Source organism: Streptomyces sp. NPDC033180 (assembly GCF_055577645.1).
In genome coordinates, this window is sequence record NZ_JBVIPU010000005.1 from 381,728 (window position 1) to 402,721 (window position 20,994).

The 20,994-nt window shown below is 69.9% G+C and carries 19 protein-coding genes; 11 read left to right on the forward strand and 8 right to left on the reverse strand.

The features are described 5' to 3' along the window. Positions 1-60 precede the first annotated feature (60 nt). The 3 genes from ACZ5WE_RS18315 to mce all read right to left on the reverse strand — a co-directional run bounded on the left by ACZ5WE_RS18315 (position 61) and on the right by mce (position 5,802). Positions 61-996: a coiled-coil domain-containing protein gene (locus ACZ5WE_RS18315; RefSeq protein WP_344529168.1), complete on the reverse strand. Its 936-nt coding sequence runs from the start codon at positions 994-996 to the stop codon at positions 61-63. 181 nt (positions 997-1,177) lie between these two features. Beyond that, on the reverse strand, positions 1,178-5,095 hold the full coding sequence (gene scy, locus ACZ5WE_RS18320; RefSeq protein WP_467689120.1) for a polarized growth protein Scy: 3,918 nt from the start codon (positions 5,093-5,095) through the stop codon (positions 1,178-1,180). A 266-nt stretch (positions 5,096-5,361) separates the two neighbouring features. Further along, positions 5,362-5,802, reverse strand: coding sequence for a methylmalonyl-CoA epimerase (mce, locus tag ACZ5WE_RS18325; protein WP_160507259.1), 441 nt, complete (start codon positions 5,800-5,802; stop codon positions 5,362-5,364). A 136-nt stretch (positions 5,803-5,938) separates the two neighbouring features. On the opposite strand from mce, the gene ACZ5WE_RS18330 reads away from it, so the two are divergent. Together ACZ5WE_RS18330 and meaB are read left to right on the forward strand one after the other, a co-directional pair. Continuing rightward, positions 5,939-7,141: an acetyl-CoA C-acetyltransferase gene (locus tag ACZ5WE_RS18330; protein WP_467689122.1), complete on the forward strand. Its 1,203-nt coding sequence runs from the start codon at positions 5,939-5,941 to the stop codon at positions 7,139-7,141. 52 nt (positions 7,142-7,193) lie between these two features. Next, on the forward strand, positions 7,194-8,150 hold the full coding sequence (meaB, locus tag ACZ5WE_RS18335; RefSeq protein ID WP_467689124.1) for a methylmalonyl Co-A mutase-associated GTPase MeaB: 957 nt from the start codon (positions 7,194-7,196) through the stop codon (positions 8,148-8,150). A 144-nt stretch (positions 8,151-8,294) separates the two neighbouring features. Here the strand turns inward: meaB and ACZ5WE_RS18340 are convergent, their stop codons facing one another. Further along, entirely contained in the window at positions 8,295-9,002 is a 708-nt protein-coding gene (locus ACZ5WE_RS18340; RefSeq protein ID WP_467689126.1) for a PepSY domain-containing protein, read from the reverse strand. A gap of 145 nt (positions 9,003-9,147) precedes the next feature. Between ACZ5WE_RS18340 and ACZ5WE_RS18345 the strand changes: the two genes are divergently transcribed. Together ACZ5WE_RS18345 and ACZ5WE_RS18350 are read left to right on the forward strand one after the other, a co-directional pair. Then, positions 9,148-9,834: a response regulator transcription factor gene (locus ACZ5WE_RS18345; RefSeq protein WP_467689128.1), complete on the forward strand. Its 687-nt coding sequence runs from the start codon at positions 9,148-9,150 to the stop codon at positions 9,832-9,834. Further along, entirely contained in the window at positions 9,831-11,267 is a 1,437-nt protein-coding gene (locus ACZ5WE_RS18350; protein ID WP_467689130.1) for a sensor histidine kinase, read from the forward strand. Before ACZ5WE_RS18345 ends, ACZ5WE_RS18350 begins: the two co-directional genes overlap by 4 nt. Before the next feature lie 3 nt (positions 11,268-11,270). Here ACZ5WE_RS18350 and ACZ5WE_RS18355 read toward each other — a convergent pair whose 3' ends face one another. The 4 genes from ACZ5WE_RS18355 to ACZ5WE_RS18370 form a co-directional block, all read right to left on the reverse strand. Further along, positions 11,271-11,747 (reverse strand): MarR family winged helix-turn-helix transcriptional regulator, encoded by a 477-nt coding sequence (locus ACZ5WE_RS18355; RefSeq protein WP_467689132.1) that lies wholly within the window; start codon positions 11,745-11,747, stop codon positions 11,271-11,273. Positions 11,748-11,864: 117 nt separating this feature from the next. Beyond that, a complete protein-coding gene (locus tag ACZ5WE_RS18360) occupies positions 11,865-12,662 on the reverse strand; it encodes an AIM24 family protein (protein ID WP_467689224.1) in 798 nt (265 codons plus the stop codon). 8 nt (positions 12,663-12,670) lie between these two features. Next, on the reverse strand, positions 12,671-13,321 hold the full coding sequence (locus ACZ5WE_RS18365) for an AIM24 family protein (protein ID WP_467689134.1): 651 nt from the start codon (positions 13,319-13,321) through the stop codon (positions 12,671-12,673). 1 nt (position 13,322) lies between these two features. Beyond that, on the reverse strand, positions 13,323-13,961 hold the full coding sequence (locus ACZ5WE_RS18370; protein ID WP_467689136.1) for an AIM24 family protein: 639 nt from the start codon (positions 13,959-13,961) through the stop codon (positions 13,323-13,325). A 168-nt stretch (positions 13,962-14,129) separates the two neighbouring features. Here ACZ5WE_RS18370 and ACZ5WE_RS18375 point away from each other — a divergent pair, with 168 nt between their 5' ends. From ACZ5WE_RS18375 to glxA, 7 genes are all read left to right on the forward strand, one after another. After that, positions 14,130-14,474: a DUF3817 domain-containing protein gene (locus ACZ5WE_RS18375; protein ID WP_467689138.1), complete on the forward strand. Its 345-nt coding sequence runs from the start codon at positions 14,130-14,132 to the stop codon at positions 14,472-14,474. Then, positions 14,471-14,764, forward strand: coding sequence for an MTH1187 family thiamine-binding protein (locus ACZ5WE_RS18380; protein WP_160507269.1), 294 nt, complete (start codon positions 14,471-14,473; stop codon positions 14,762-14,764). The genes ACZ5WE_RS18375 and ACZ5WE_RS18380 overlap by 4 nt, the downstream gene beginning before the upstream one ends. 152 nt (positions 14,765-14,916) lie before the next feature. Beyond that, positions 14,917-15,609 carry a hypothetical protein gene (locus tag ACZ5WE_RS18385; protein ID WP_467689140.1) on the forward strand — a complete coding sequence of 231 codons (693 nt, stop codon included), beginning with the start codon at positions 14,917-14,919 and terminating at the stop codon, positions 15,607-15,609. After that, positions 15,609-16,292: a DUF4166 domain-containing protein gene (locus tag ACZ5WE_RS18390; protein WP_467689141.1), complete on the forward strand. Its 684-nt coding sequence runs from the start codon at positions 15,609-15,611 to the stop codon at positions 16,290-16,292. Before ACZ5WE_RS18385 ends, ACZ5WE_RS18390 begins: the two co-directional genes overlap by 1 nt. Then, complete coding sequence (locus ACZ5WE_RS18395; protein WP_467689142.1) at positions 16,289-16,921, forward strand: TetR/AcrR family transcriptional regulator; 633 nt, start codon at positions 16,289-16,291, stop codon at positions 16,919-16,921. The genes ACZ5WE_RS18390 and ACZ5WE_RS18395 overlap by 4 nt, the downstream gene beginning before the upstream one ends. Before the next feature lie 271 nt (positions 16,922-17,192). Then, positions 17,193-19,019, forward strand: a complete 1,827-nt coding sequence (locus ACZ5WE_RS18400) for a glycosyltransferase family 2 protein (RefSeq protein WP_467689144.1) — start codon at positions 17,193-17,195, stop codon at positions 19,017-19,019. A 3-nt stretch (positions 19,020-19,022) separates the two neighbouring features. Continuing rightward, positions 19,023-20,987, forward strand: coding sequence for a radical copper oxidase GlxA (gene glxA / locus ACZ5WE_RS18405; protein WP_467689145.1), 1,965 nt, complete (start codon positions 19,023-19,025; stop codon positions 20,985-20,987). The last annotated feature ends 7 nt before the right edge of the window (positions 20,988-20,994 follow it).

Here is a 20,994-nt window from a genome sequence, read left to right on the forward strand (position 1 = left end):
GGACAGAGCCCCCTGCCACTTGGACAGAGGGCTCTGACAGTGCCCCGAGGGGCTACGTACTCAACGCGTCTGCTGAGCAGGCACCCCACGAGACACCGGCTCGTCCTCGGCAGGCGTACCCGCGGCAGCCACAGCCGCACCGGTGAGCGTGGCCAACATCTCGCGCACGTTGGTGAGCTGAGCGTTGATCGAGTCCCGGCGGTTGGTGAGCGCGGCGAGCTCCCGCTCGGACTCGCTCCGGATCCGGTCCGCCTTGGCGTTCGCGTCTGCCACGATGTCCTCGGCCTGACGCTGAGCCGTCTCCACCGTCTGACGGGCGCGACGCTCGGCGTCCGTGCGGAGCTTCTCGGCCTCCAGGCGCAGCTGCTCGGCCCGGTGCTCGATCTCCGCGAGACGCTTCTCCGCCTTGGCCTGACGCGATGCCAGGTCACGCTCCGACTGCTCGCGGCGCTTGGCGAGGTTCGTCTCGAAGTCGGCCGCGGCCTGGGCGGCCTTGGCGCGGGTCTCCTCGAAGAGGGCGTCCGCCTCCTCGCGCTTCTGCTGGGCGTCCTTCTGCGCCTCGCTGCGCAGGGTGCCCGCCTCGCCCTTGGCCTTCTCGACGATCCGGACGCCCTCGTCCTCCGCCTTGGCCTTGCGCTCGGCCGCGAACGACTCGGCGTCGTTGCGCACCTGCTGGGCCGCCGACTCGGCGAGTTCACGGTGCTGCTCGGCTGCGCGACGAGCCTCCTCGCGCAGGTCCTTCGCCTCCTCCTCGGCGAGGCGGAGGATCTTCTCGACGCGGGCACCGAGGCCCGCGTACGACGGTTCGGCGTCGGCTACCTGCGCCTGCGCGTTCTGCGTCTCGAGGTGCAGCTCCTCAATGCGCTTTTCCAGAGCAGTGATACGAGCAAGAGCGCTGTCACGGTCGGAGACGAGCTTGGAGATACGTTCGTCCACCTGAGCGCGGTCGTACCCACGCCGCACAAGCTCGAAGCCGTAGGGGGAAGTGTCGCTCATGGGGTTCCTGTCGAATGAGACCGGTGAGGTGATAGGGGAATCCTAGGGGTCCAAGCGGCGTGTCATCGAGCAGATGCCCGTTTGATCTGGAGAATGACACCCCTTTTGAGTGGCTAACCGCCGGAGCACTTGCCAGCGACAGTGCCGAAGGTCCTTACGATGCACGCGAGATGTTCTTTGGCTAGCCCTCAGAAGGCTTGCCACCCGATCGGGTTGACCCTGCCGCCGCACCGGCCTTGACGCCACCATCCTTCGGGCCGGGGACCGATGGGGCCTCAAAAGACTCCAACGCCTCCAGTACGTCCTGGACACGGGAAATCTCGGCGTTGATGTCCTCGCGGCGCCGCACGAGAACCTCGAGCTCGCGTTTGCCCTCATCAACCGTCCGCTCGGCCTCGGCCTGCGCCTCCGCCTTGACGCGCTCGGCCTCGCGCACCAGCTCGGCCACCTTCGTCTCGGCCTCCTTGAGTAGCGCCTCGGCCCGCTTCACGGCGGAGATACGGACCTTGCCGGCCTCGGAACTGGCGTCCGACACCAGCTCCTTGGCCTTCGCCTCGGCCTCGGCACGCTGCTCCTCGGCGGCCTTCACCAGGGCGTCGCAGCGCTCACCGGCCGTCTTCATCGCCTCGGCGGACTCGCGGCGCGCACGCTCGTGCAGCTCCTCGATCTCCGTGGTGAGGCGGTCACGCTGCTCCTCGGAGCGCTCCCTTATGGCGGTCGCGTCCCTGCGGGCGCCGACGAGCAGCTCGTCCGCGTCCGTACGGGCCTTCTCCACCAGGGAGTTGCCCTCGACCCGCGCCTCGGAGACAAGCCGGTCGGCCTCCGTGCGGGCGGCGCCGACCATCGTGTCGGCCTGCGCCTCCGCGTCCGTGGTGGCCTTGAGCGCCTTCTCCTGGGCGTCGCTCGTCAGCTTCTCCGCCTCGGCCGCCGCCTCCGTGATGAGGGTGTCGACCTGCTCGGCCGCCTCGGAGCGGCGCTTGTTGGCCGCCTGGCGGGCCTCGTCCAGGGTGTGTTCGGCCTCGTCCCGCGCCTGCGAGGTGAGCCGCTCGGCCTCGGCGGCGGCCTCCGCCTTGACGCGCTCGGCCTCCGACCGGATGCGCTCGGCGTGCTGCTGGGCGGAGCCGACCGTCTCGGCGGCGTCCGCGCGAAGCCGCTCGGCGTCGCCCGTCGCGTCCGAGATGAGCTTCTCGGCCTTGGCCACCGACTCCGAGCGCACCCGCTCGGCCTCCGAAACCGTCTCACTGCGCAGCCGCTCGGCCTCGGTACTCGTCTCGGCCCTGAGCCGCTCGGCCTCCGCGACCGTCTCGTTCTGCAGCCGCTCCGCCTCGCTGCGCGCCTCGCCGATCAACTGGTCGGCCTGGCTCGCCGCGTCGCTGCGGATGCGGTTGGCGTCCTCACGGGCGTCGGCACGGGTACGGGACGCGTCCTGCTCGGCCGACGCGATCGCGTCCGAGGCCTCCGTACGCGAACGCTGGGCGTACTCCGAGGCGTCCGAACGCAGCCGCTCGGACTCCGTGATCGCCTCCGAAACGGTGCGCTCGGCAAGCGACTTGGCGGCCTCGGTCTCTTCGTTCGCCTCGCGTCGGGTACGGGTGGCGTCCTCGGCGGCGCGCTCCCGCTCGGCGTACGCGTCGGCGCGGACGCGGTCCGCCTCCTCCTGCGCCTCGGTCCTCGTGCGCTCCGCCGCGTGCTCGGCGGCGCTGCGCAGGCCCGCGATCTCCTCCTGTGCCGACTCCTGCAGGCCCGCCACCGAATCCCGTACGGACTGGGCGGTCTGCTCGGCGGTGGAGACCATCTCCGTCGCCCTGCGGTCGGCTTCCTCGACGAGGCGGACGGCCTCGGCCTGTGCCTCCTCGACGCGGTTGCGGGCGGACGCGAGGAGCTCCTCGCTCTGCTCGCGGGCCCGCTCGCGCTCCTGGTCGGCCTCCGCGCGCGCGGAGCTGAGGGTTTCCTCGGCCTCACGGCGGCGCCTCGCGGCCTCCTCCTGGGCGGCGGACAGCGCCTCGGCTGCCTCCGCGCCCACCCGCTCGGCGGCGGCCGCGGCCTCCGAACGGAGCCGGTCGGCCGACTCCTGGGCCTCGGTCTTGAGCCGCTCGGCCTCGGCGGCGGCGTCCGAACGCAGCCGCACGGCGACGTTCTCGCCCTCCGCGCGCGCCTGCGAGGCGTCGGCCGCGGCCTCGGTGCGCAGCCGCTCGGCCTCGGTCTCGGCCTGCGACTGAAGGGTGCGGATCCGCTCGGCGGACTCCGAGCGGAGGCGGTCCGTCTCGTCCGCGGCTTCCTTGCGGATGCGCTCGGCCTCGGCGCGGGCGTCGGTCAGCCCCTGCTCGGCGGATGCGACACGCTCCTCGGCCTCCGTGTGCAGGCGCGTCAGCTCGTCGGCGGCCTCGGCCTGACGTGCCGCTATGGCCCGCTCGGTCTCCTCGTGCAGGGCCCGCGCCGCGTCCTCTGCCTCGGACTTCGTGCTCTCCGCCTGCTCGGCGGCCTCCTCGCGGTGCCGCTCGGCCTCCGCGCGAGTGCGCTCCAGGGTCTCCTCGGCCTGTTTGCGCAGGGTCGTGGCGCGCTCGATGGCCTCCGTGCGCAGGCGCTCGCTGTCGGCGGTGGCCACCGACCGCAGCTCGTCCGCGTCGGCCTTGGCCTTGGCGAGCAGCTCCTCGGCGGACCTGGCCGCCTCCTCGATCTGCTGGACGGCCTCGCGCCGGGCCTCGCCGCGGATCCGCTCACCCTCGGTGACCGCGTCGGCCCGCAGCTGCTCGGCCTCGCCGCGCAGCCGGCGTGCCTCCTCCTGCAGCTCAACGGTCTTGGCGCGGTACTCCTTGGTGTCGTCCTTGGCCGTGCCCTTGAGCTGCTCGGCGATGTCGTGCGCCTCGGCACGCAGCCTGTCCGCCTCGGCCTCGGCCTCGGTGCGGATCCGCTCGGCCTCCTCGGTGGCGGCCTTCGTCGTGTCCTTGGCGTCCTTGGACGCCTTCTCGAGTACGTCCTCCGCCGTGCGGGCGGCCTTGGCGAGCTGGCCCGCGGTCTCCTCGGCGGTGATCGTGCGCGCCTTCTCGGAGGCGTCCTTGACCAGCTGCTCGGCCTCGGCGCGGGCATCGGCGACGAGCTGCTCGGCCTCGGCCTTGGTGGCCTCGACCTCCTTCGTGGCCTCGCCGACCAGGCGGGCGACCTGCTCCTTGGCGGTGCGCGTGCGCTGTTCGTTGGCGCCCTCGGCGGCCGAGAGCTGCTTGGAGGCGGACTCCTTGGCCTCGGCGAGGACCTTGTCGGCCTCGGCGCGCGCCTCGCGCAGAGCCGTCTCGGCCTCCGTCATGCGCTGCTCGGCGGCCCGGCTCGCCTCGGTGGCCTGGCGGCGTGCCTGCTCCGACTCGGTGGCCGTGGTCGAACGCAGCTGCTCCGCGTGGTCGGTGGCCTCCTGCGCCTGCGTGGACGCGGCGTTCAGGAGGCGCTCGGCGTCCGAGCGGGCCCGGCGCAGGATCGCCTCGGCATCGGCGCGGGCCGACTCGGCGTCGCTCGACATGCGCTGGCGGGCCTCTTCGGCCACGCGCTCGGCCTCGGCGCGGGCGGCGGCCAGGGCCTGGTCGGCCTCGGCTCGCGACTCGTCGAGCAGGCGGCGGGCCTGCTGTTCCGTGCGCGCCCGCAGCTGCTCGGCCCACGCCACGTTCTCGTTGACGTGCGACTCGACGGTCTGGCGGCGCTCGGACAGCTCCTGGTCGAGCTGCTGACGGCGTGACACCGCCTCGGAGTGCAGCTCGGACTGGAGCCTGGCCTGCTGCTCGGCGTGCTCCTGGAGGATGCGCTGGGTCTGCGCACGGGCGTCGCGCAGCTCACGCTCGGCGTCCTGGCGCAGCTGGTCGGCCTGGATCTGGGCATTACGGAGCAACTGCTCGGCCTGGTAACCGATGTCCGCGCCGTCGTAGGCCGGGCGGGACGCGAGGTTGCGACGCGCCTCGTGCAGCTTGGCGCGCAACACCTCGACCTGGTAGCCGAGGTCTTCGGCGTGCTGAACAGCCTTCTCTCGCTCGGTCTTCAGCCGGTCCATCTCGGCCTCGAACCGCGAAAGATGGTCCGTCTCAGCCCGCGAGCTCTCTTGGCGTTCGTAGCCCCGCACTGCGCGGTCCCATCCTTCCCCAAGCTCTGAACTTCGTTCGAGCAGGGGAGACCCCACTCCGGTCGCACGTTTCGTACGAGCCCTGTCCATCCGCCGAACGGGGCCCACGGGGAATGGTGTCAGATCAACAGCAGAGCTTGGGCTGCTGCCCTGACGCTCGTCCCCCGAAACCCGGACCCCGGCAAGCGGCCGCCCAGCGTACGGACGGCCGGCCGCCCGAACTTCGGACGGCCGCCCCCAACCCTACCGGCCCAAGTATGCGGAGGTCAGTGCTCCGGTGACTCCTGGGCCGCCGAGGTGACGAGTTCGGTCAGCACACCGTGGCAGTCCTTGGGGTGCAGGAAGGTGATGCGGGAACCCATGGACCCGATGCGGGGCTCCTCGTAAAGGACGCGTACGCCCTTGTCCTTGATGGCCGCGGCGTCGCCGTCCACGTCCGCGGTGCCGAAAGCGATGTGGTGCACACCCTCGCCGTTCTTCGCCAGCCACTTGCCGACGGCGGAGTCATCGCGAGTGGGTTCGAGGAGCTGCAGGTAGGAAGCGCCGCCGTCACCCGTCTCATTGATCTTGAGCATGGCCTCGCGCACGCCCTGCTCTTCGTTGACCTCGGTGTGGAACACCGTGAAGCCATATGTCTCCCGGTAGAACTCGACGGTCTTGTCGAGGTCGAAACAGGCGATCCCGATGTGATCGATTCGCGTCAGCATGTTTTAAGTGCAGCCCTTCCGGCGGTGATTACGCAACGTGCGCGCGATCACACCTAACGCCCGATGACGCGCGGCGTACCGCTCAGTACATTCAAGTAAACCCTCATTAACTCCTCCTCCCAAGGGGCCGTGGCACATGTCTGGAACGACCGGTACCACCTCAGTGATCGTCGCGGGCGCGCGAACGCCCATGGGCCGCCTGCTCGGCTCCCTGAAGTCCTTCTCCGGCGCCGACCTGGGCGGTTTCGCGATCAAGGCCGCGCTGGACCGGGCCGGGATCGGCGGCGACCAGGTGCAGTACGTGATCATGGGCCAGGTGCTCACCGCCGGGGCAGGGCAGATCCCGGCACGCCAGGCCGCCGTCAAGGCGGGCATCCCCATGAACGTCCCCGCGCTCACCGTCAACAAGGTGTGCCTCTCCGGGCTCGACGCGATCGCGCTCGCCGACCAGCTGATCCGCGCGGGCGAGTTCGACATCGTCGTCGCCGGCGGCCAGGAGTCGATGACGAACGCGCCGCACCTCCTGCCCAAGTCGCGGGAGGGCTACAAGTACGGCGCCATCGAAATGCTCGACTCCATGGCGTACGACGGCCTGACCGACTCCTTCGAGGACATCGCCATGGGCGAGTCCACGGAGAAGCACAACACCCGCCTCGGCATCGCGCGCACCGAGCAGGACGAGATCGCCGCAGGCTCCCACCAGCGCGCGGCCGCCGCCCAGAAGAACGGCATCTTCGAGGCCGAGATCACCCCGGTCGAGATCCCCCAGCGCAAGGGCGGTCCGGTCCTCTTCTCCCAGGACGAGGGAATCCGCGCCGAGACGACCGCCGAGTCGCTCGGCAAGCTGCGCCCCGCCTTCACCAAGGACGGCACGATCACCGCGGGTACCTCCTCGCAGATCTCCGACGGCGCCGCCGCGGTCGTCGTGATGTCCAAGGCCAAGGCCGAGGAGCTCGGCCTCGACTGGATCGCGGAGATCGGGGCGCACGGAAACGTGGCGGGCCCGGACAACTCGCTCCAGTCGCAGCCGTCGAACGCGATCCAGCACGCCCTGAAGAAGGAGGGCCTGGACGTCGCGGACCTCGACCTGATCGAGATCAACGAGGCCTTCGCCGCGGTCGCGGTGCAGTCAATGAAGGACCTCGGGGTGTCCTCGGAAAAGGTGAACGTCAACGGCGGGGCCATTGCCCTGGGTCACCCGATCGGGATGTCCGGCGCACGCGTCGTCCTGCACCTCGCCCTGGAGCTCAAGCGCCGTGGCGGCGGCGTGGGCGCTGCCGCGCTGTGCGGTGGCGGCGGGCAGGGTGACGCGCTGATCGTGAAGGTGGCGAAGGCCTGACGCGCTGCGCGCGTGTATGCCTTCCCTACGTCTTGGAACGGAGCTGTCTGACATGCAGGACGTCCCCTCCCTGGTGGAGCAGGCCCGCGAGGGCAGGCCGCGGGCCGTGGCCCGGCTGATCTCACTGGTCGAGGGGGCTTCCCCGCAGCTCCGCGAGGTCATGGCGGCGCTGGCTCCGCTGGCGGGCCACGCGTACGTGGTGGGCCTCACGGGTTCGCCCGGTGTCGGCAAGTCGACTTCGACGTCGGCGCTCGTGTCGGCCTACCGCAGGGCGGGCAAGCGGGTCGGCGTCCTGGCCGTCGACCCCTCGTCCCCCTTCTCCGGGGGCGCGCTGCTCGGCGACCGGGTCCGCATGTCGGAGCACGCGTCCGACCCCGGCGTCTACATCCGCTCCATGGCGACGCGAGGGCACCTGGGCGGCCTGGCGTGGTCGGCGCCGCAGGCGATCCGGGTCCTGGACGCGGCGGGCTGCGACGTGATCCTGGTCGAGACGGTCGGCGTGGGTCAGTCCGAGGTGGAGATCGCCTCGCAGGCGGACACGTCGGTGGTGCTCCTCGCCCCCGGGATGGGCGACGGGATCCAGGCGGCGAAGGCGGGCATCCTGGAGATCGGCGACGTGTACGTCGTGAACAAGGCGGACCGGGACGGCGCGGACGCGACCGCGCGCGAGCTCAACCACATGCTGGGGCTCGGGGAGTCCCGCGGAGCGGGGGACTGGCGCCCGCCCATCGTGAAGACGGTGGCCGCGCGGGGCGAGGGGATCGACGAGGTCGTCGAGGCCCTGGAGAAGCACCGGGCGTGGATGGAGGAGCGGGGGGTCCTGGCCGAGCGCCGCGCGGCGCGGGCGGCCCGCGAGGTGGAGACCATCGCGGTCACGGCCCTGCGGGAACGGATCGCGGACCTCCATGGGGACGCGCGGCTGTCGGCTTTGGCGGAGCGGATCGTGGCGGGGGAGCTGTCCCCTTACGCGGCGGCGGATGAGCTGGTGGCGAGTTTGACTGCCGGGTAATCGGGTGGTTGGGCGGGAAAGATCCGCCGCGAAGCGGCGGTCGGGGTGTACCGGTCGACGAATCCGCACCCATGACACGACACGAACCGCCCCGCAGGGAAATCCCTGCGGGGCGGTGGGGCTGACTGACGGAGGGGGGATCCGTCAGTCGTCGGAGCCGTCGTCGTCCGAGTCGTTGTCGTCGGAGTCATTGTCATCGTGGTCATCGTGGCTGTCCGACTTGTCGGCGCTGACCTTGCCCGACTGCAGGTCGACCTTCCAGTCGGACTCCGCACCCTTGCCGGAGGCGGTCTCCGCCTCCCAGGCCTTGGCCGTGCCGTCGTCGTCCAGGTCCACGGACGTGACCGTGCCCTTGGCGGCGGCAGCCTTCGCCGCGTCCTCCGCCGTGGTGGACGCACCCTTCAGGGCGGCGGCCACGCGGTTCGCGTCGCCGTCCTCGTCCTGCTCGGTGTGCGAGCCCAGGACCTTGCCGGTGCCCGGGTCGACCTGCACGCTGTGCCAGGTGTTGCCCTTGCCGAGCACGTCGACGTCCCAGACCAGGCCGCCGTTGTCCTCGTCGTCCAGCTCCGCGGAGACCGCCGTACCGGACTTGTCGGCCAGCGCCGCCTTGATCGCGTCGGCGGCCGTCACCTTGGCGGCCTTCGCCTCGGCGGTGTTCTCCTTGGCGTCGTCCTGGTCGTTGTCCCGGTCGTCGTACCGGTCGTTGTCCGGGTTGTCGTCCTTCAGCTGGACGCTCGACTTCTTTGCGGCGGCCGACGAGTCGTCGTCGCCGGTGGCAGCGAGCGCTGTCGCCGTACCGCCCCCGGCCAGGGCCAGGGCTGCGACGGTGGCGATGACGATGTTGCGCTTCATAAGGGGTTCCTCCCGAGACGGTGGCTGTGCGGCCCGTGGGCCGCTGCCGTTCGCTTTCGACAAGAACCAATCTGGCCGATCGACCCTGAAGCCAGCCTGAAGCCACCTGAAGAACTCTTCAGCTTCGCTCTGCCACCCTGAACGCATGCGCCTGTTGATCGTGGAAGACGAAAAGCGCCTCGCGCTGTCCCTGGCCAAGGGCCTGACGGCCGAGGGTTACGCCGTGGACGTCGTGCACGACGGCATCGACGGGCTGCACCAAGCGAGCGAGGGCACGTACGACCTGGTCATCCTCGACATCATGCTGCCCGGCATGAACGGCTACCGCGTCTGCTCCACCCTGCGCGCCGCCGGACACGACGTACCGATCCTGATGCTCACGGCCAAGGACGGCGAGTACGACGAGGCCGAAGGGCTCGACACCGGCGCCGACGACTACCTCACCAAGCCCTTCTCGTACGTCGTGCTCGTTGCCCGTGTGAAGGCGCTCCTGCGTCGCCGTGGCAACGCGGGGCCGTCCCCCGTCCACATCCTCGGCGACCTCAAGGTCGACACCGCGGCCCGCCGCGTCTTCCGCGGCGAGGACGGCGGGGACGGCGAGGACGTCGAAGTGACGCTCACCGCCAAGGAGTTCGCGGTGCTCGAGCAGCTCGTCCTGCGGTCGGGCGAGGTCGTCTCCAAGGGCGACATCCTGGAGCACGTCTGGGACTTCGCCTACGAAGGCGATCCCAACATCGTCGAGGTGTACATCAGCGCGCTGCGGCGCAAGCTCGGGGCGTCGCTGATCAAGACGGTGCGCGGCGCCGGATACCGCCTGGAGGCCCCCCGATGAAGCGCTTCCTCAGTTCCGTCCGTGCCAGGGCCACGATCGGCGCCACCCTCGTCGTCGCCGTCGCGCTGGTAGCCGCGGGCGCCGCCGTCCTGCTCTCGCTGCGCGCGAATCTGACGGACCAGGCGAGCGGCCAGGCCGAGTCCGCCGCTCGCGGGGTGGCATCGCAGCTCGCCGCGAACAAGGACTACGGCGAGCTGGACCTGGACGACGACAACACCCCGGTGCAGATCGTCGACAGCGACGGGCGACTTGTCGCCGCCAGCGAGGACCTGGAGAGCATCAGTGGCACGGGGACCGGCGCCGTCAAGCCGCAGCCGGCATCCAGCACGCCCGCCAAGGGCGACGACGATGACGACGACGCGAGCGAGGGCGACGCGCTCGACCCCGGGGAGATCTCCGATGACCCGCCCGACGTCACCTCCGGCACCGCCACGGTCGACGGCGAGACGAAGGACTTCCGCTTCGCCGCGGTCGAGGTGAACGTCGAGCAGAAGGGCGGCGACCTCACCGTCTACGCGGGCGCCTCGCTCGCCGCCCAACAGGGCGCGGTGTCCACGGCGTTGACGTCCATGCTCATCGGTTTCCCGCTGCTCCTGGCCGTCATCGCCCTGGTGACCTGGCTGGTGACGCGCCGCGCCCTGCGCCCGGTGGACGCGATCCGTTCCGAGATGGCGGCGATCACCGCGTCGGAGGACCTCTCGCGCCGCGTGCCCGAGCCGGACACGCACGACGAGATCGCCCGCCTGGCCACGACGACGAACGAGACGCTCGCCGCCCTGCAGAGCTCGGTGGAACGTCAGCGCCGCTTCGTGGCCGACGCCTCGCACGAACTGCGCAGCCCCATCGCCTCCCTGCGCACCCAGCTCGAAGTGGGCTCGGCCCACCCGGAGTTGCTGGACGTGGACGGTGCGGTCGAGGACACCGTACGACTGCAGGAACTGGCCGCCGACCTGCTCCTCCTCGCCCGCCTCGACGCGGGTGAGAAGCCGGGCGGTGGGCATGTGGACCTGGCGGCCCTGGCGCGCGAGGAGCTCTCGCAGCGCACGCGGGACCGCGCCGACGTCCGGATGGATCTGAAGAACGTCGACGTCACCGGGTCACGGAGCCAGTTGGCGCGCGTGCTCGGCAACCTCGTGAACAACGCGCAGCGCCACGCGCGCTCGCACGTCACGGTCACCACCCGCGCCGAGGGGGCGTGGGCCGTCCTCGAGGTCTCCGACGACGGAAACGGTGTGCCGGAGAGCGAACGCGAACGGATCTTCGAGCGCTTCGTCCGCCTCGACGACGCCCGCACCCGGGATGACGGCGGGGCGGGTCTGGGCCTCGCCATCGCGCGCGATGTCGCCGTACGCCACGGCGGGACCCTTTCGGTCCGTGAGGCCCCCGGCGGGGGAGCGCTCTTCGAGCTCAGGGTCCCTGCCGCCGCTCCGTAGGGGTCAGGGCTTGCCCCGCTGGGCACGGAGGTGTTCCGCGATCGGGGACAGGGCCTTGTGGAGTTCGCCGAGCGCCTCGGGGGAGATCAGGTCGACGAAGTGCTGGCGGACCGAGGCCACGTGGTGCGGGGCGACCCGCTGCATGGTCTCCATGCCCTCGTCCGTGAGGACGGTGTAGAGCCCGCGCCGGTCGGACTCGCAGTTCTCCCGGCGGACCAGGCCCGCGTTCTCCATACGGGTGATCTGATGGGACAGGCGGCTCTTGGACTGCAGTGTGGCGGTCGCGAGATCGCTCATACGCATCCGCTTCTCTTCCGATTCGGAGAGATGCACGAGGATGTCGTAGTCGTTCATGGTCAGGTTGAACGGCTGGAGGTCCTTCTCGAGCTGATAGGTCAGCATCCTGTTGACCTCTACGTGGGTGCGCCAGGCGCACTGTTCCTCGTTGGTCAGCCACTGCGGGGCCGTATCGGTCTCCATGGAATCGATTCTACCTAAGAAGTTGAAAGGTGAACGAATGTGGGTGTGTGACGCGCGCCTCTAGCCCCCCGGGAAAGGGGGTACAGGCGTTCGCCGTCACACTCCGCAGACTACCGCTCACAGGCCGAAGCGACGCTGGAGGTCCCCCAGTTGTCCGGGAAGGCGCGGTTGCCCCGGCTGCTGGCCGTGTGGACTGCCCTGACCCGGGGCGCCCCGGCCGCCCGGCACACCCGCCTGCTGCGGCACCGCGCCCGTCGCCTGCTCGGCCATGAGTGCCTCCGAGGACTGCAGGAGCACCGTGCCGGCCCCCACGAACTCGAACTGGTGCTCCTCACCTGAGGTTCCACCGACCCCGGTCAGTGCCCGTACGCCCCCGATGACTCCGGTCAGATACCCGTGGTCGTAGTGATGGCAGGGCGAAGGGCAGTCGGCCCAGCCCACCAGGGCCTGTGGATCGACCCGGATCGGCGGCTCCATGAACACCACCGGGCCGTTCGACGCGGCCACGAACTTTCCGGTTCCGATCAGGGTCAGAAAGCCCGGGACGATCGATTGCTTCAGTGCGAGAGTTGGCTGAAAAGCGAGGAGGTTGCCCGAGCGAATGGTCAGGTTGCCGTCCTCCAAGTCGTACGAATTCACGTCGAAGGCCCGGTCGGCGAGGAGCATCTTGCCCTGGCCGTCGGCCACCACCCAGTCGCTGGCGTGCAGGGGCGAATGAAAACTCGTGCGCACCAGACCGTCCAGGCGGCCGTGCCCGATGCCGTTGAACTCGATCGACCCGTAGTAGGCGATCATCTTCCCCTTCTGCAGGAACCACTGGCTCCCCTTGAGCTCCACGCAGAAGGTGTACGCGTTCACGCTGTCGTCGCTCGGCAGCGTCATCGGGTCGAGGGCCGCGGGCGCTCCCACGGGCATTGAGGGGTTCACAGCTTCTCCTCCGACGCCTGGACGTACACCGAACCGCTACCGGACAGCTCCAGTTGGAACGCCTCGCCCGAGCCCCGCCCCACCATGTCGCGCCAGCCGAGCGCGGTGGAGAGCTTGTTGCGTACGTCGCCGTGGTGCGCCACATAGGCCTGCGGGTCGACATGGACCGGGCGCTGCGGGGTGATCGGCACCTCGATGACTCCGCCGTGCGCCATGACGGCGGCCGCGCCCTGGCCCTTGAGGGTGGTCGTGAAGAGGCCCTGGCCGGTGACCTGCCCGCGGACCATGCCCATGACGCCGCCCTGCGAGCCCAGGAACATCGTGCCCTGCTGGAGGGTCCCGTCGAAGGCGAGCAGCCGGTCCGCCTCCACGTAGAGGGTGTCCCCGGAGAGGCTGATCACCTGGATGTGGTGGCCGCCGTGCCCGAAGAGGACCGTGCCGCTGCCCTCGACTGTCATCAGGGGCGTCGCCTCATTGGCCACGCGGCGCCCGATCATGGAGGCCAGGCCGCCCTGCCCGCCCTGGATGTTGGGCGTGAACGCCACATCTCCCTTGTAGGCGAGCATGGCGCCGCGCTGGCTGAACAGGCGCCGGCCCGGAAGGACCGTCGCCTCGACCATCTTCGAGTTGATCTCTCGGAAGGGCATGTCAGACGTCCCCCGCGATCGTGTTCCGTTCGCTGGGCTGGACGTAGACGAGCCCGTCGCCCTCGAAGCGGATCTGGAAGGCCTCGCCGCCGCCCTCGCCCAGCAACGTACGGAAAGTGACGCCCGACTGGAGGTGCTGGTGGAGGTCTCCCTGATGCGCGACATACGCCCCCGGGTCCACCGTCAGCGGATACTGCCGGCTCACGCGCAGCACCACCGCGGGCCCGTCGGACATGATCGCCGCCTGGCCCGAGCCCTCGACGGTCGTGGTGAACAGGCCATTGCCCTGCGAGGCGCCGCGGACGCCGGTGAAATGCGTGCCGGTGCGCAGGCCCCCGTCCGTGCACAGGAGATTGCCGGCCTCGACGAAGAGCTTCTCGCCGCGCAGCTCCACGAGGTTGATCTCGGTGGCGCGGTCGGCGAACCAGCACGTGCCGTGCCCCTTCACCTCCATCACCGTCATCTGCTCGCCGGTGACGCGGCGGGTCACCATGCCCCGTATGCCCTCGCCGCCGCCGGTCATCTTCTTGAAGGCCATCTGGCCGTCGTACGCGACCATCGAGCCGTTCTTCGCCTTGACGGCGTCGCCGGACATGTCCACGGCGAGCACCCTGCTGCCTTGCAGTCGGAACGTTGCCACGTATCGACGGTAGCCGTCGGATATGGGGTCGGAACAGGGCAACGGCCCCTGAGCGAACCCGGAGAGCACCCCGATGTCACAATAGGGGTCGCTTGTGCGCGCATTCACAAGATCAACGCCGCCGAGCGGCCCCGCCCCTCGCTCCCACCCTCCCACCGAAGGTGATCCGTGGACATCAAGACCGCTTCCGCACTCCGCCGCCTCCGTCTGGTCTCGGCCCCCGAGGCCGTCTCCTTCCTGCTCCTGATCATCTGCTCGGCGCTCAAGCGGACCACGGACTTCAACGCCGTGCCGGTGATGGGCATGGTCCACGGCCTGCTCTTCATCCTGTACGTGCTGTTCTGGCTCGACGCCTGGAACCGCACGAAGTGGAACCTGAAGACGGCCGCCCTCTACTTCGTCCTCTCCGTCCTGCCGACCGGCGGTTTCTTCGCCGAGCGGAAGCTGAAGCGTGAGGCCGAGGCCGCCGTGATCGCGTCGCGCGCCCGCCGCGAAGGTGTCGTGAGCGCATGATCGTCGCCTTCTCCGTGACCCCGCTGGGCGTCGGCGAGGACGTGGGCGAGTACGTCGCCGACGCGGTCCGTGTCGTCCGTGAATCCGGCCTGCCCAACCGGACGGACGCGATGTTCACCTCCGTCGAGGGCGAGTGGGACGAGGTGATGGACGTCGTCAAGCGCGCCGTCGCCGCGGTCGAGGCGCGGGCGCCGCGTGTCTCCGTCGTCATGAAGGCGGACATCCGCCCCGGGGTGACGGACGGGATGACGTCGAAGGTCGAGACGGTGGAGCGACACCTTTCCGCCTAGCCGACCCCGTAGCGAACAGCCGCTTCCGAGAAGAGCCCCCGCCGTCAGTCGGCGGGGGCTTCTTCTTCGCCCGCGGACTTGAGCGACCGCTCAAAATTCCCTACGATCGCCTTGAGCGGTCGCTCAAAACTGCACTGACATGGGGGAATGTCGTGAGCCTGTACGTCGAAGCACGCATAGCCGCCGACCTCGAGGAGCTCTGGGCACGCACCCAGGAGCCGTCCCAGCATCAACGCTGGGACCTCCGCTTCACCGAGATCGACTACCTGCCGCAGGTGCCGGGCGAGCCGCGGCGCTTCCGGTACGCCACGCGCGTGCTGCCCTTCCTCACCATCGCCGGCACCGGGATCTCCGCGGGCGAGAAGCGCCGCGCGGACGGCACCAGGACGTCGGCACTGCGCTTCGCGTCACCGCACCCGCTCTCGCTCCTCCAGGAGGGCTCGGGCTACTGGCGCTACGTCCCCGTCCCCGACGGCGGCATCCGGTTCCTCACCGGCTACGACTACCGGCCGCGCTGGGGCCGCTTCGGCTCGCTCGCCGACCGGGTCGCCTTCCGTCCCCTGATGGGCTGGGCCACGGCCTGGTCCTTCGACCGCCTGCGGCTCTGGCTGGAGCGGGGCATCACGCCCGAGCGCCAGCTGCTGCACGCGCTGGCCGAGGCGGGGGTGCGCGCCGGGTGCGTGCTCCTTGCCGCTGTCACCGCGCCGATGGTGGCGCCGGCCGCCCTGGCCCTCGCCTTCGTGCTGCCGCCCCTGCCGACGACACCGGCGGCACGCCGCTGTCTGCGTAATCCACCGCCACGCACGCGTGCGCCGCGCGTCCTGACGGCCCTCCAGGAGTCCTGATGCCGACATCGATCTTCCGTACGGTGATGGGCGACGACTTCGACCGCCTGCACCCCCAGCTGCAACGCCGCTTCTCCGTGGGCCTGGCCGGCGGCGAGGCGTGCACGGGCCGAGGCGTCATGGACCGCATCTGGCACGGCAGGGGCTTCGTGAAACCGTTCCTGGCCTTGGGAGGCACCCGCAACATCCTCGTCCCGCGCGCGGGACGCCACGTGCCCTTCACCATCGAGAACGTGCCGTACCTCGACACGTTCGGCCGTGAGACGGTGAGCTTCGTGCGCACCTTCGATCTGCCAGGCCGCTCCCGCCGCTTCGACGCCCAGATGGTTCTGGGCCCCAAGGGCGACCGGATCCTCGACTACCTGGGCACTCACCAGCACCTCGCGAGCGACCTCCACCTGCGGGCGGAGCCGGACGGCTCCCTGCTGATCCGCTCCGGGACGCACCGCTTCCGGGAGGGGCCGGTGGACGTCCGCGTCCCCGGCCTGATCGGCGGCGACGCCGAGGTGCGGGAGTCCTACGACGACGCCACGGGCCGCTTCCGCATCCGGGTCAGGGTGGTGAACCGGCACTTCGGGCCGCTCTTCGGGTACGAGGGTTCCTTCACGGCCCAGTACGCGGATGTCCGCGGCTGCGGTGTGCGGCCTGGGCTGCGGCCCGTGCGCGAGGAGGCGAGGGCGTGAGCGCCGAGACGAAGCAGAAACTCCTCGAAGGGGCCCTGCGCACGCTGACGGAGCAGGGCATCGCGAAGACGTCCGCGCGGACGATCGCGGCTGCCGCAGGGGTCAATCAGGCACTGGTCTTCTACCACTTCGGGTCGGTCGACGAGCTTCTGGCGGCGGCCTGCCGTCATGGCTCGGAGCAGCGGGTCTCGCGCTACCGGGAACGGCTCGACGCGGTCTCCTCGCTGGGCGAACTCCTCGAATTCGGCCGCGAGATGCACGAGGAGGAGTGGGCCGCGGGGCATGTCGCGGTCCTCGGCCAGCTTCTCGCCGGAGCGCAGACGCAACCTCGCCTCGCGCCCGCGACGGCGGCGGGCCTTGCCCTGTGGATCGAGGAGATCGAGAAGGTCCTGGTGCGCGTCTTCGCGTCGACGCCGCTGGGGGAGTTCGCGGACCCCGTGGGGCTCGCGCGAGCGGTGGCGGCGTCCTTCGTGGGGATGGAGCTGTACGAGGGGGTGGACGAGGCCGGGGCGTCCAGGGCGTTGGACGCCCTGGAGCAACTGTCCCTCCTGGTGGCGGCGGTTGAGGACCTGGGGCCGATCGCGCAGCGGGCCATGCGGCATCGCCTACGGCGGGTTGCGCGGTCCTGAGGTCCGCCCTGCGCGGGGCGAGCCTTGTCCGCCGGGCCCCGGCGGTGCGCTGACGTACAGACTTTTCCCGTACGCCCGCCCGTTTCCCCGCATCCGATCACCCCGCACCCCGGCGCTTGTCCCGCAACCGCAGCCGAACCGGGCAGCATAAAACCCCTCGCACGGACGCACCCCGTTCGACACGCCGAGGAAACTCCACTTTTGTGTGGGTATCGGCTCGTTCGCACCTGAACCTGCCAGACCCAGATCACCCCACGACCTGGAGGGCGCTGTGCGGCCGGAGGGCTACGACTACGACACCCACAGCACACTCGCCGGACCGCTCACCGAGCCGGACGGCGGCAGCGGCGACGGGGGGCACTATCGGGTGCAGTACAACAAGCTTCTCTCCGGTGAGCCCCACCGAATACGAGCCGTCATCCTGATGACGCTCGCCCCCGTCCTCACCGGCCTCCTCCTCGTGTACCTCGTGTGGCCGACCCACTGGACGGAACGCGAGGGCGCAGACCGCTGGCTCATCGGCCTCGACGTCACGATGCTCGTGGCCATCGGCCTGATCGAGCTCTTCATGCTCGTCAATGTCATATCCATCGCCCACGCGACGATGGTGGCGAGGGACCCGATCCCGGTCACCCCCGAACCCGGCACCCGCGTCGCGTTCCTCACGACGTACGTTCCGGGCAAGGAACCCCTCAGCATGGTCCGCGCCACCCTCGAGGGCGCGAAGGCCGTACACCACACAGGCCCCCTCGACGTCTGGCTCCTGGACGAGGGCGACGACGTGGACGCCAAGGCGCTGTGCGAGGAACTGGACGTACGTCACTTCACCCGCAACGGAGTGCCCGAGTGGAACCGCGAGAAGGGTGTCCACAAGGCCCGCACCAAGCACGGCAACTACAACGCCTGGCTCGCGATGCACGGCGGCGACTACGACTTCTTCGCCTCCGTGGACACCGATCACGTTCCGCTTCCGAACTTCCTCGAGCGGATGATGGGGTACTTCCGGGACGATGACGTCGCGTTCGTCGTCGGGCCCCAGGTCTACGGAAACTACGACTCACCCGTCACCAAGGCCGCCGAATCCCAGCAGTTCCTCTTCCACGCCCTGATCCAGCGCGCCGGCAACCGCTACCGCGCGCCCATGTTCGTCGGCACCAACAACGTCGTACGTATCCAGGCGCTCCGCCAGGTCGGCGGCCTGTACGACTCCATCACCGAGGACATGGCGACGGGCTTCGAACTGCACCGCCACAAGAACCCCGTCACCAGGCGCCACTGGCGGTCGGTCTACACCCCGGACGTGCTCGCCGTCGGTGAGGGGCCCGCCTCCTGGACGGACTTCTTCACGCAGCAGATGCGCTGGTCGCGCGGGACGTACGAGACGCTGTTCAAGCAGTACTGGAAGGCGCCGTTCACGATGCCGCCCGGCCGCCTCTTCTCGTACACGATGATGCTCGTCTACTACCCCATGACGGCCGTCAACTGGGTGCTGGGCGTGCTGAGTTGCATCCTCTTCCTCTGGTTCGGCGCTTCCGGTACGCAGGTCGCCGCCTCCGTCTGGCTGATGCTCTACAGTGACGCGGCGGCGCTCCAGGTGGGCCTCTACCTCTGGAACCGCAGGCACAACGTCTCCCCGCACGAACCAGCGGGCTCCGGTGGCCTCGCCGGCATGGCGATGTCCGCGCTCTCCGCGCCCATCTACGCCAAGTCGCTCGGCGCCGCCGTCGTGCGCCGTCCGAGCCGCTTCGTGGTCACGCCCAAGGGCGGCGACGCGAGCCCCGACCGGGTGCTCACCTTCCGGATCCACCTCTGCTGGGCGGCGGTGCTCGCCAGTTCCCTGGCCGCCTCGTTCGTGCTCGGCCACACCCACGCGGCGATGCGCACCTGGGCCGTCCTGGCACTGGTCATCGCGCTCGCCCCGGTCGCCATCTGGAGCTTCTCGCTGGTCAGGGAGCGCAGGGCGGGTGCGGTGCGCGAAAAGGCCCGCGAGCGGATTCGCCAGCGCGCCAGGAAAGACGCGGAAGGCCTCGGCACCCAGGGCGCGGACGGCGAGCCGGAGCCGGCGTTCGCCACCGGTACGACGACAGGAGGGAACTGACCCATGGCTTACCGGCCCTCTCAGCGGACGAAGAAGACACTCCTCGGAGTCGGGGCGGGCGCGCTGCTCGTCGGGCTCAACGCACCGGCGGCACTCTCCTTCGCCGAGGAGAGGTACCACGAGTACAAGATCGCCCAGCCCGGATACAAGGCCAAGTACGGCTCCTGGAAGCAGATCGGCATCCCCGAGGAGTTCCGCACCAACGCCATCCACGCCGCGCTCCTGCACACCGGCAAGGTCCTGATCGTCGCGGGCTCCGGGAACGAGCAGAAGAAGTTCGACAAGGGCTCCTTCGACACGATCCTGTGGGACCCGAAGACGGACACGTTCAAGAAGGTCAGGACTCCGGAGGACTTCTTCTGCGCGGGCCACGCCCAACTCCCCGACGGCCGCCTCCTGGTGGCGGGCGGCACGGCGCGATACGAACTCCTCGACGGCGAGATCAACCGGGCCGGCGGCGGCATGCGCGTCAAGAACGAGAACCCCGACAAGGCCATCGTCCTCAAGAAGGGCACCCGTTTCCGCTCGCCGTCGGGCATCGAGTACGTGAGCAAGTTCGACGTCAAGGTCCCCAAGGCCGAGCGGGACTACGAGATCAGGTACTCCAAGACCGGTGTGATGCAGCCCTGGAAGACGACGGTCAAGGCGAGCGAGGCGCGCGTCTTCGTGGAAGCCGCCCAGGAGGGCGACGGGTTCGTCACGGATAAGTCCGCGCAGTACGAGATCGAGGGCCTCACCGGCAAGGCGGCGGACAACGCGTACGGGATCGCCGAGAAGATCACCATGGACAAGCAGGACTTCCAGGGGATCAAGGCGGCGTACGAGTTCGACCCGAAGGCCGAGAAGTACATCCCCGTGGAGCCGATGGACAAGGCCCGCTGGTATCCCACGCTCGTCGGTCTCGACGACGGGAAGGTGCTCGCGGTCTCCGGTCTCGACGACGTGGGCATGATCGACCCGGGCGACAACGAGATCTACGACCCGAAGACGAAGAAGTGGACCGACGGCCCCAAGCGCTACTTCCCGACCTACCCGGCGCTCTTCCTCACCAAGGGCGGCAAGCTCTTCTACCCGGCGTCGAACGCGGGCTACGGACCTGCCGACAAGGGCCGTGAGCCGGGCCTGTGGGACGTGGAGACGAACAAGTTCGAGAAGATCCCCGGCCTCGTCGACATGGACCAGACCGAGACGTCCGCGTCCCTCCTGCTGCCCCCGGCGCAGGACCAGAAGGTGATGATCCTGGGCGGCGGAGGCGTCGGCGAGTCCGAGAAGGCGACCCGGCGCACGGCCGTGGTGGACCTCAAGGAGAAGAACCCCGCCTTCAGGACCGGCCCCGAACTTCCGCAGGGCACCCGCTACTTGAACAGCGTGATCCTGCCGGACGACTCGGTGTTCACGTCCAACGGATCGAAGGACTACCGGGGGCGCGGCGGCAGCAACATCCTCAAGGCGCAGTTCTACGACCCCAAGACGAACAGCTTCCACGAGGCGGCGTCCCCCAAGGTGGGCCGCAACTACCACTCCGAGGCGCTGCTCCTGCCCGACGGGCGGGTCGTCACCTTCGGCTCCGACCCGCTCTTCGACAACCAGGAGAACACCAAGCTCGGCCACTTCGAGCAGCGCATGGAGGTCTTCACGCCGCCCACGCTGCACAAGGCGGGCAACAACCGTCCGGTCCTCGGCGAGGGCCCGGAGGAGCTGGCGGCGGACCACCGCGCCACGTTCCGTACGGAGAATCCCGAGAAGATCGCCTCGGCCCGTCTGATGCGCCCCAGCGCGGTGACGCACACGACGGACGTCGAGCAGCGGTCGATCGCCCTCGGCCTCACCAAGGGCAAGGGCGAGGTGACGGTGCAGGTGCCCAAGGGCGACACCGCGCTGGTGCCGCCGGGCTGGTACATGCTGTTCGTGACGGACCACAACGGGACGTCGTCGGAGGCGAAGTGGATCCACGTGAGCCAGAAGTAACCGCGCC

Coding starts and splice junctions, on each gene's coding strand:
- ACZ5WE_RS18315 (WP_344529168.1), bottom strand. CDS start 996: ATGAGCGACACTTCCCCCTACGGCTTCGAGCTTGTGCGGCGTGGGTAC.
- ACZ5WE_RS18345 (WP_467689128.1), top strand. CDS start 9,148: ATGCGCCTGTTGATCGTGGAAGACGAAAAGCGCCTCGCGCTGTCCCTG.
- mce (WP_160507259.1), bottom strand. CDS start 5,802: ATGCTGACGCGAATCGATCACATCGGGATCGCCTGTTTCGACCTCGAC.
- ACZ5WE_RS18350 (WP_467689130.1), top strand. CDS start 9,831: ATGAAGCGCTTCCTCAGTTCCGTCCGTGCCAGGGCCACGATCGGCGCC.
- ACZ5WE_RS18365 (WP_467689134.1), bottom strand. CDS start 13,321: ATGCCCTTCCGAGAGATCAACTCGAAGATGGTCGAGGCGACGGTCCTT.
- ACZ5WE_RS18330 (WP_467689122.1), top strand. CDS start 5,939: ATGTCTGGAACGACCGGTACCACCTCAGTGATCGTCGCGGGCGCGCGA.
- ACZ5WE_RS18355 (WP_467689132.1), bottom strand. CDS start 11,747: ATGGAGACCGATACGGCCCCGCAGTGGCTGACCAACGAGGAACAGTGC.
- ACZ5WE_RS18380 (WP_160507269.1), top strand. CDS start 14,471: ATGATCGTCGCCTTCTCCGTGACCCCGCTGGGCGTCGGCGAGGACGTG.
- glxA (WP_467689145.1), top strand. CDS start 19,023: ATGGCTTACCGGCCCTCTCAGCGGACGAAGAAGACACTCCTCGGAGTC.
- meaB (WP_467689124.1), top strand. CDS start 7,194: ATGCAGGACGTCCCCTCCCTGGTGGAGCAGGCCCGCGAGGGCAGGCCG.
- ACZ5WE_RS18360 (WP_467689224.1), bottom strand. CDS start 12,662: ATGCCCGTGGGAGCGCCCGCGGCCCTCGACCCGATGACGCTGCCGAGC.
- ACZ5WE_RS18390 (WP_467689141.1), top strand. CDS start 15,609: ATGCCGACATCGATCTTCCGTACGGTGATGGGCGACGACTTCGACCGC.
- ACZ5WE_RS18340 (WP_467689126.1), bottom strand. CDS start 9,002: ATGAAGCGCAACATCGTCATCGCCACCGTCGCAGCCCTGGCCCTGGCC.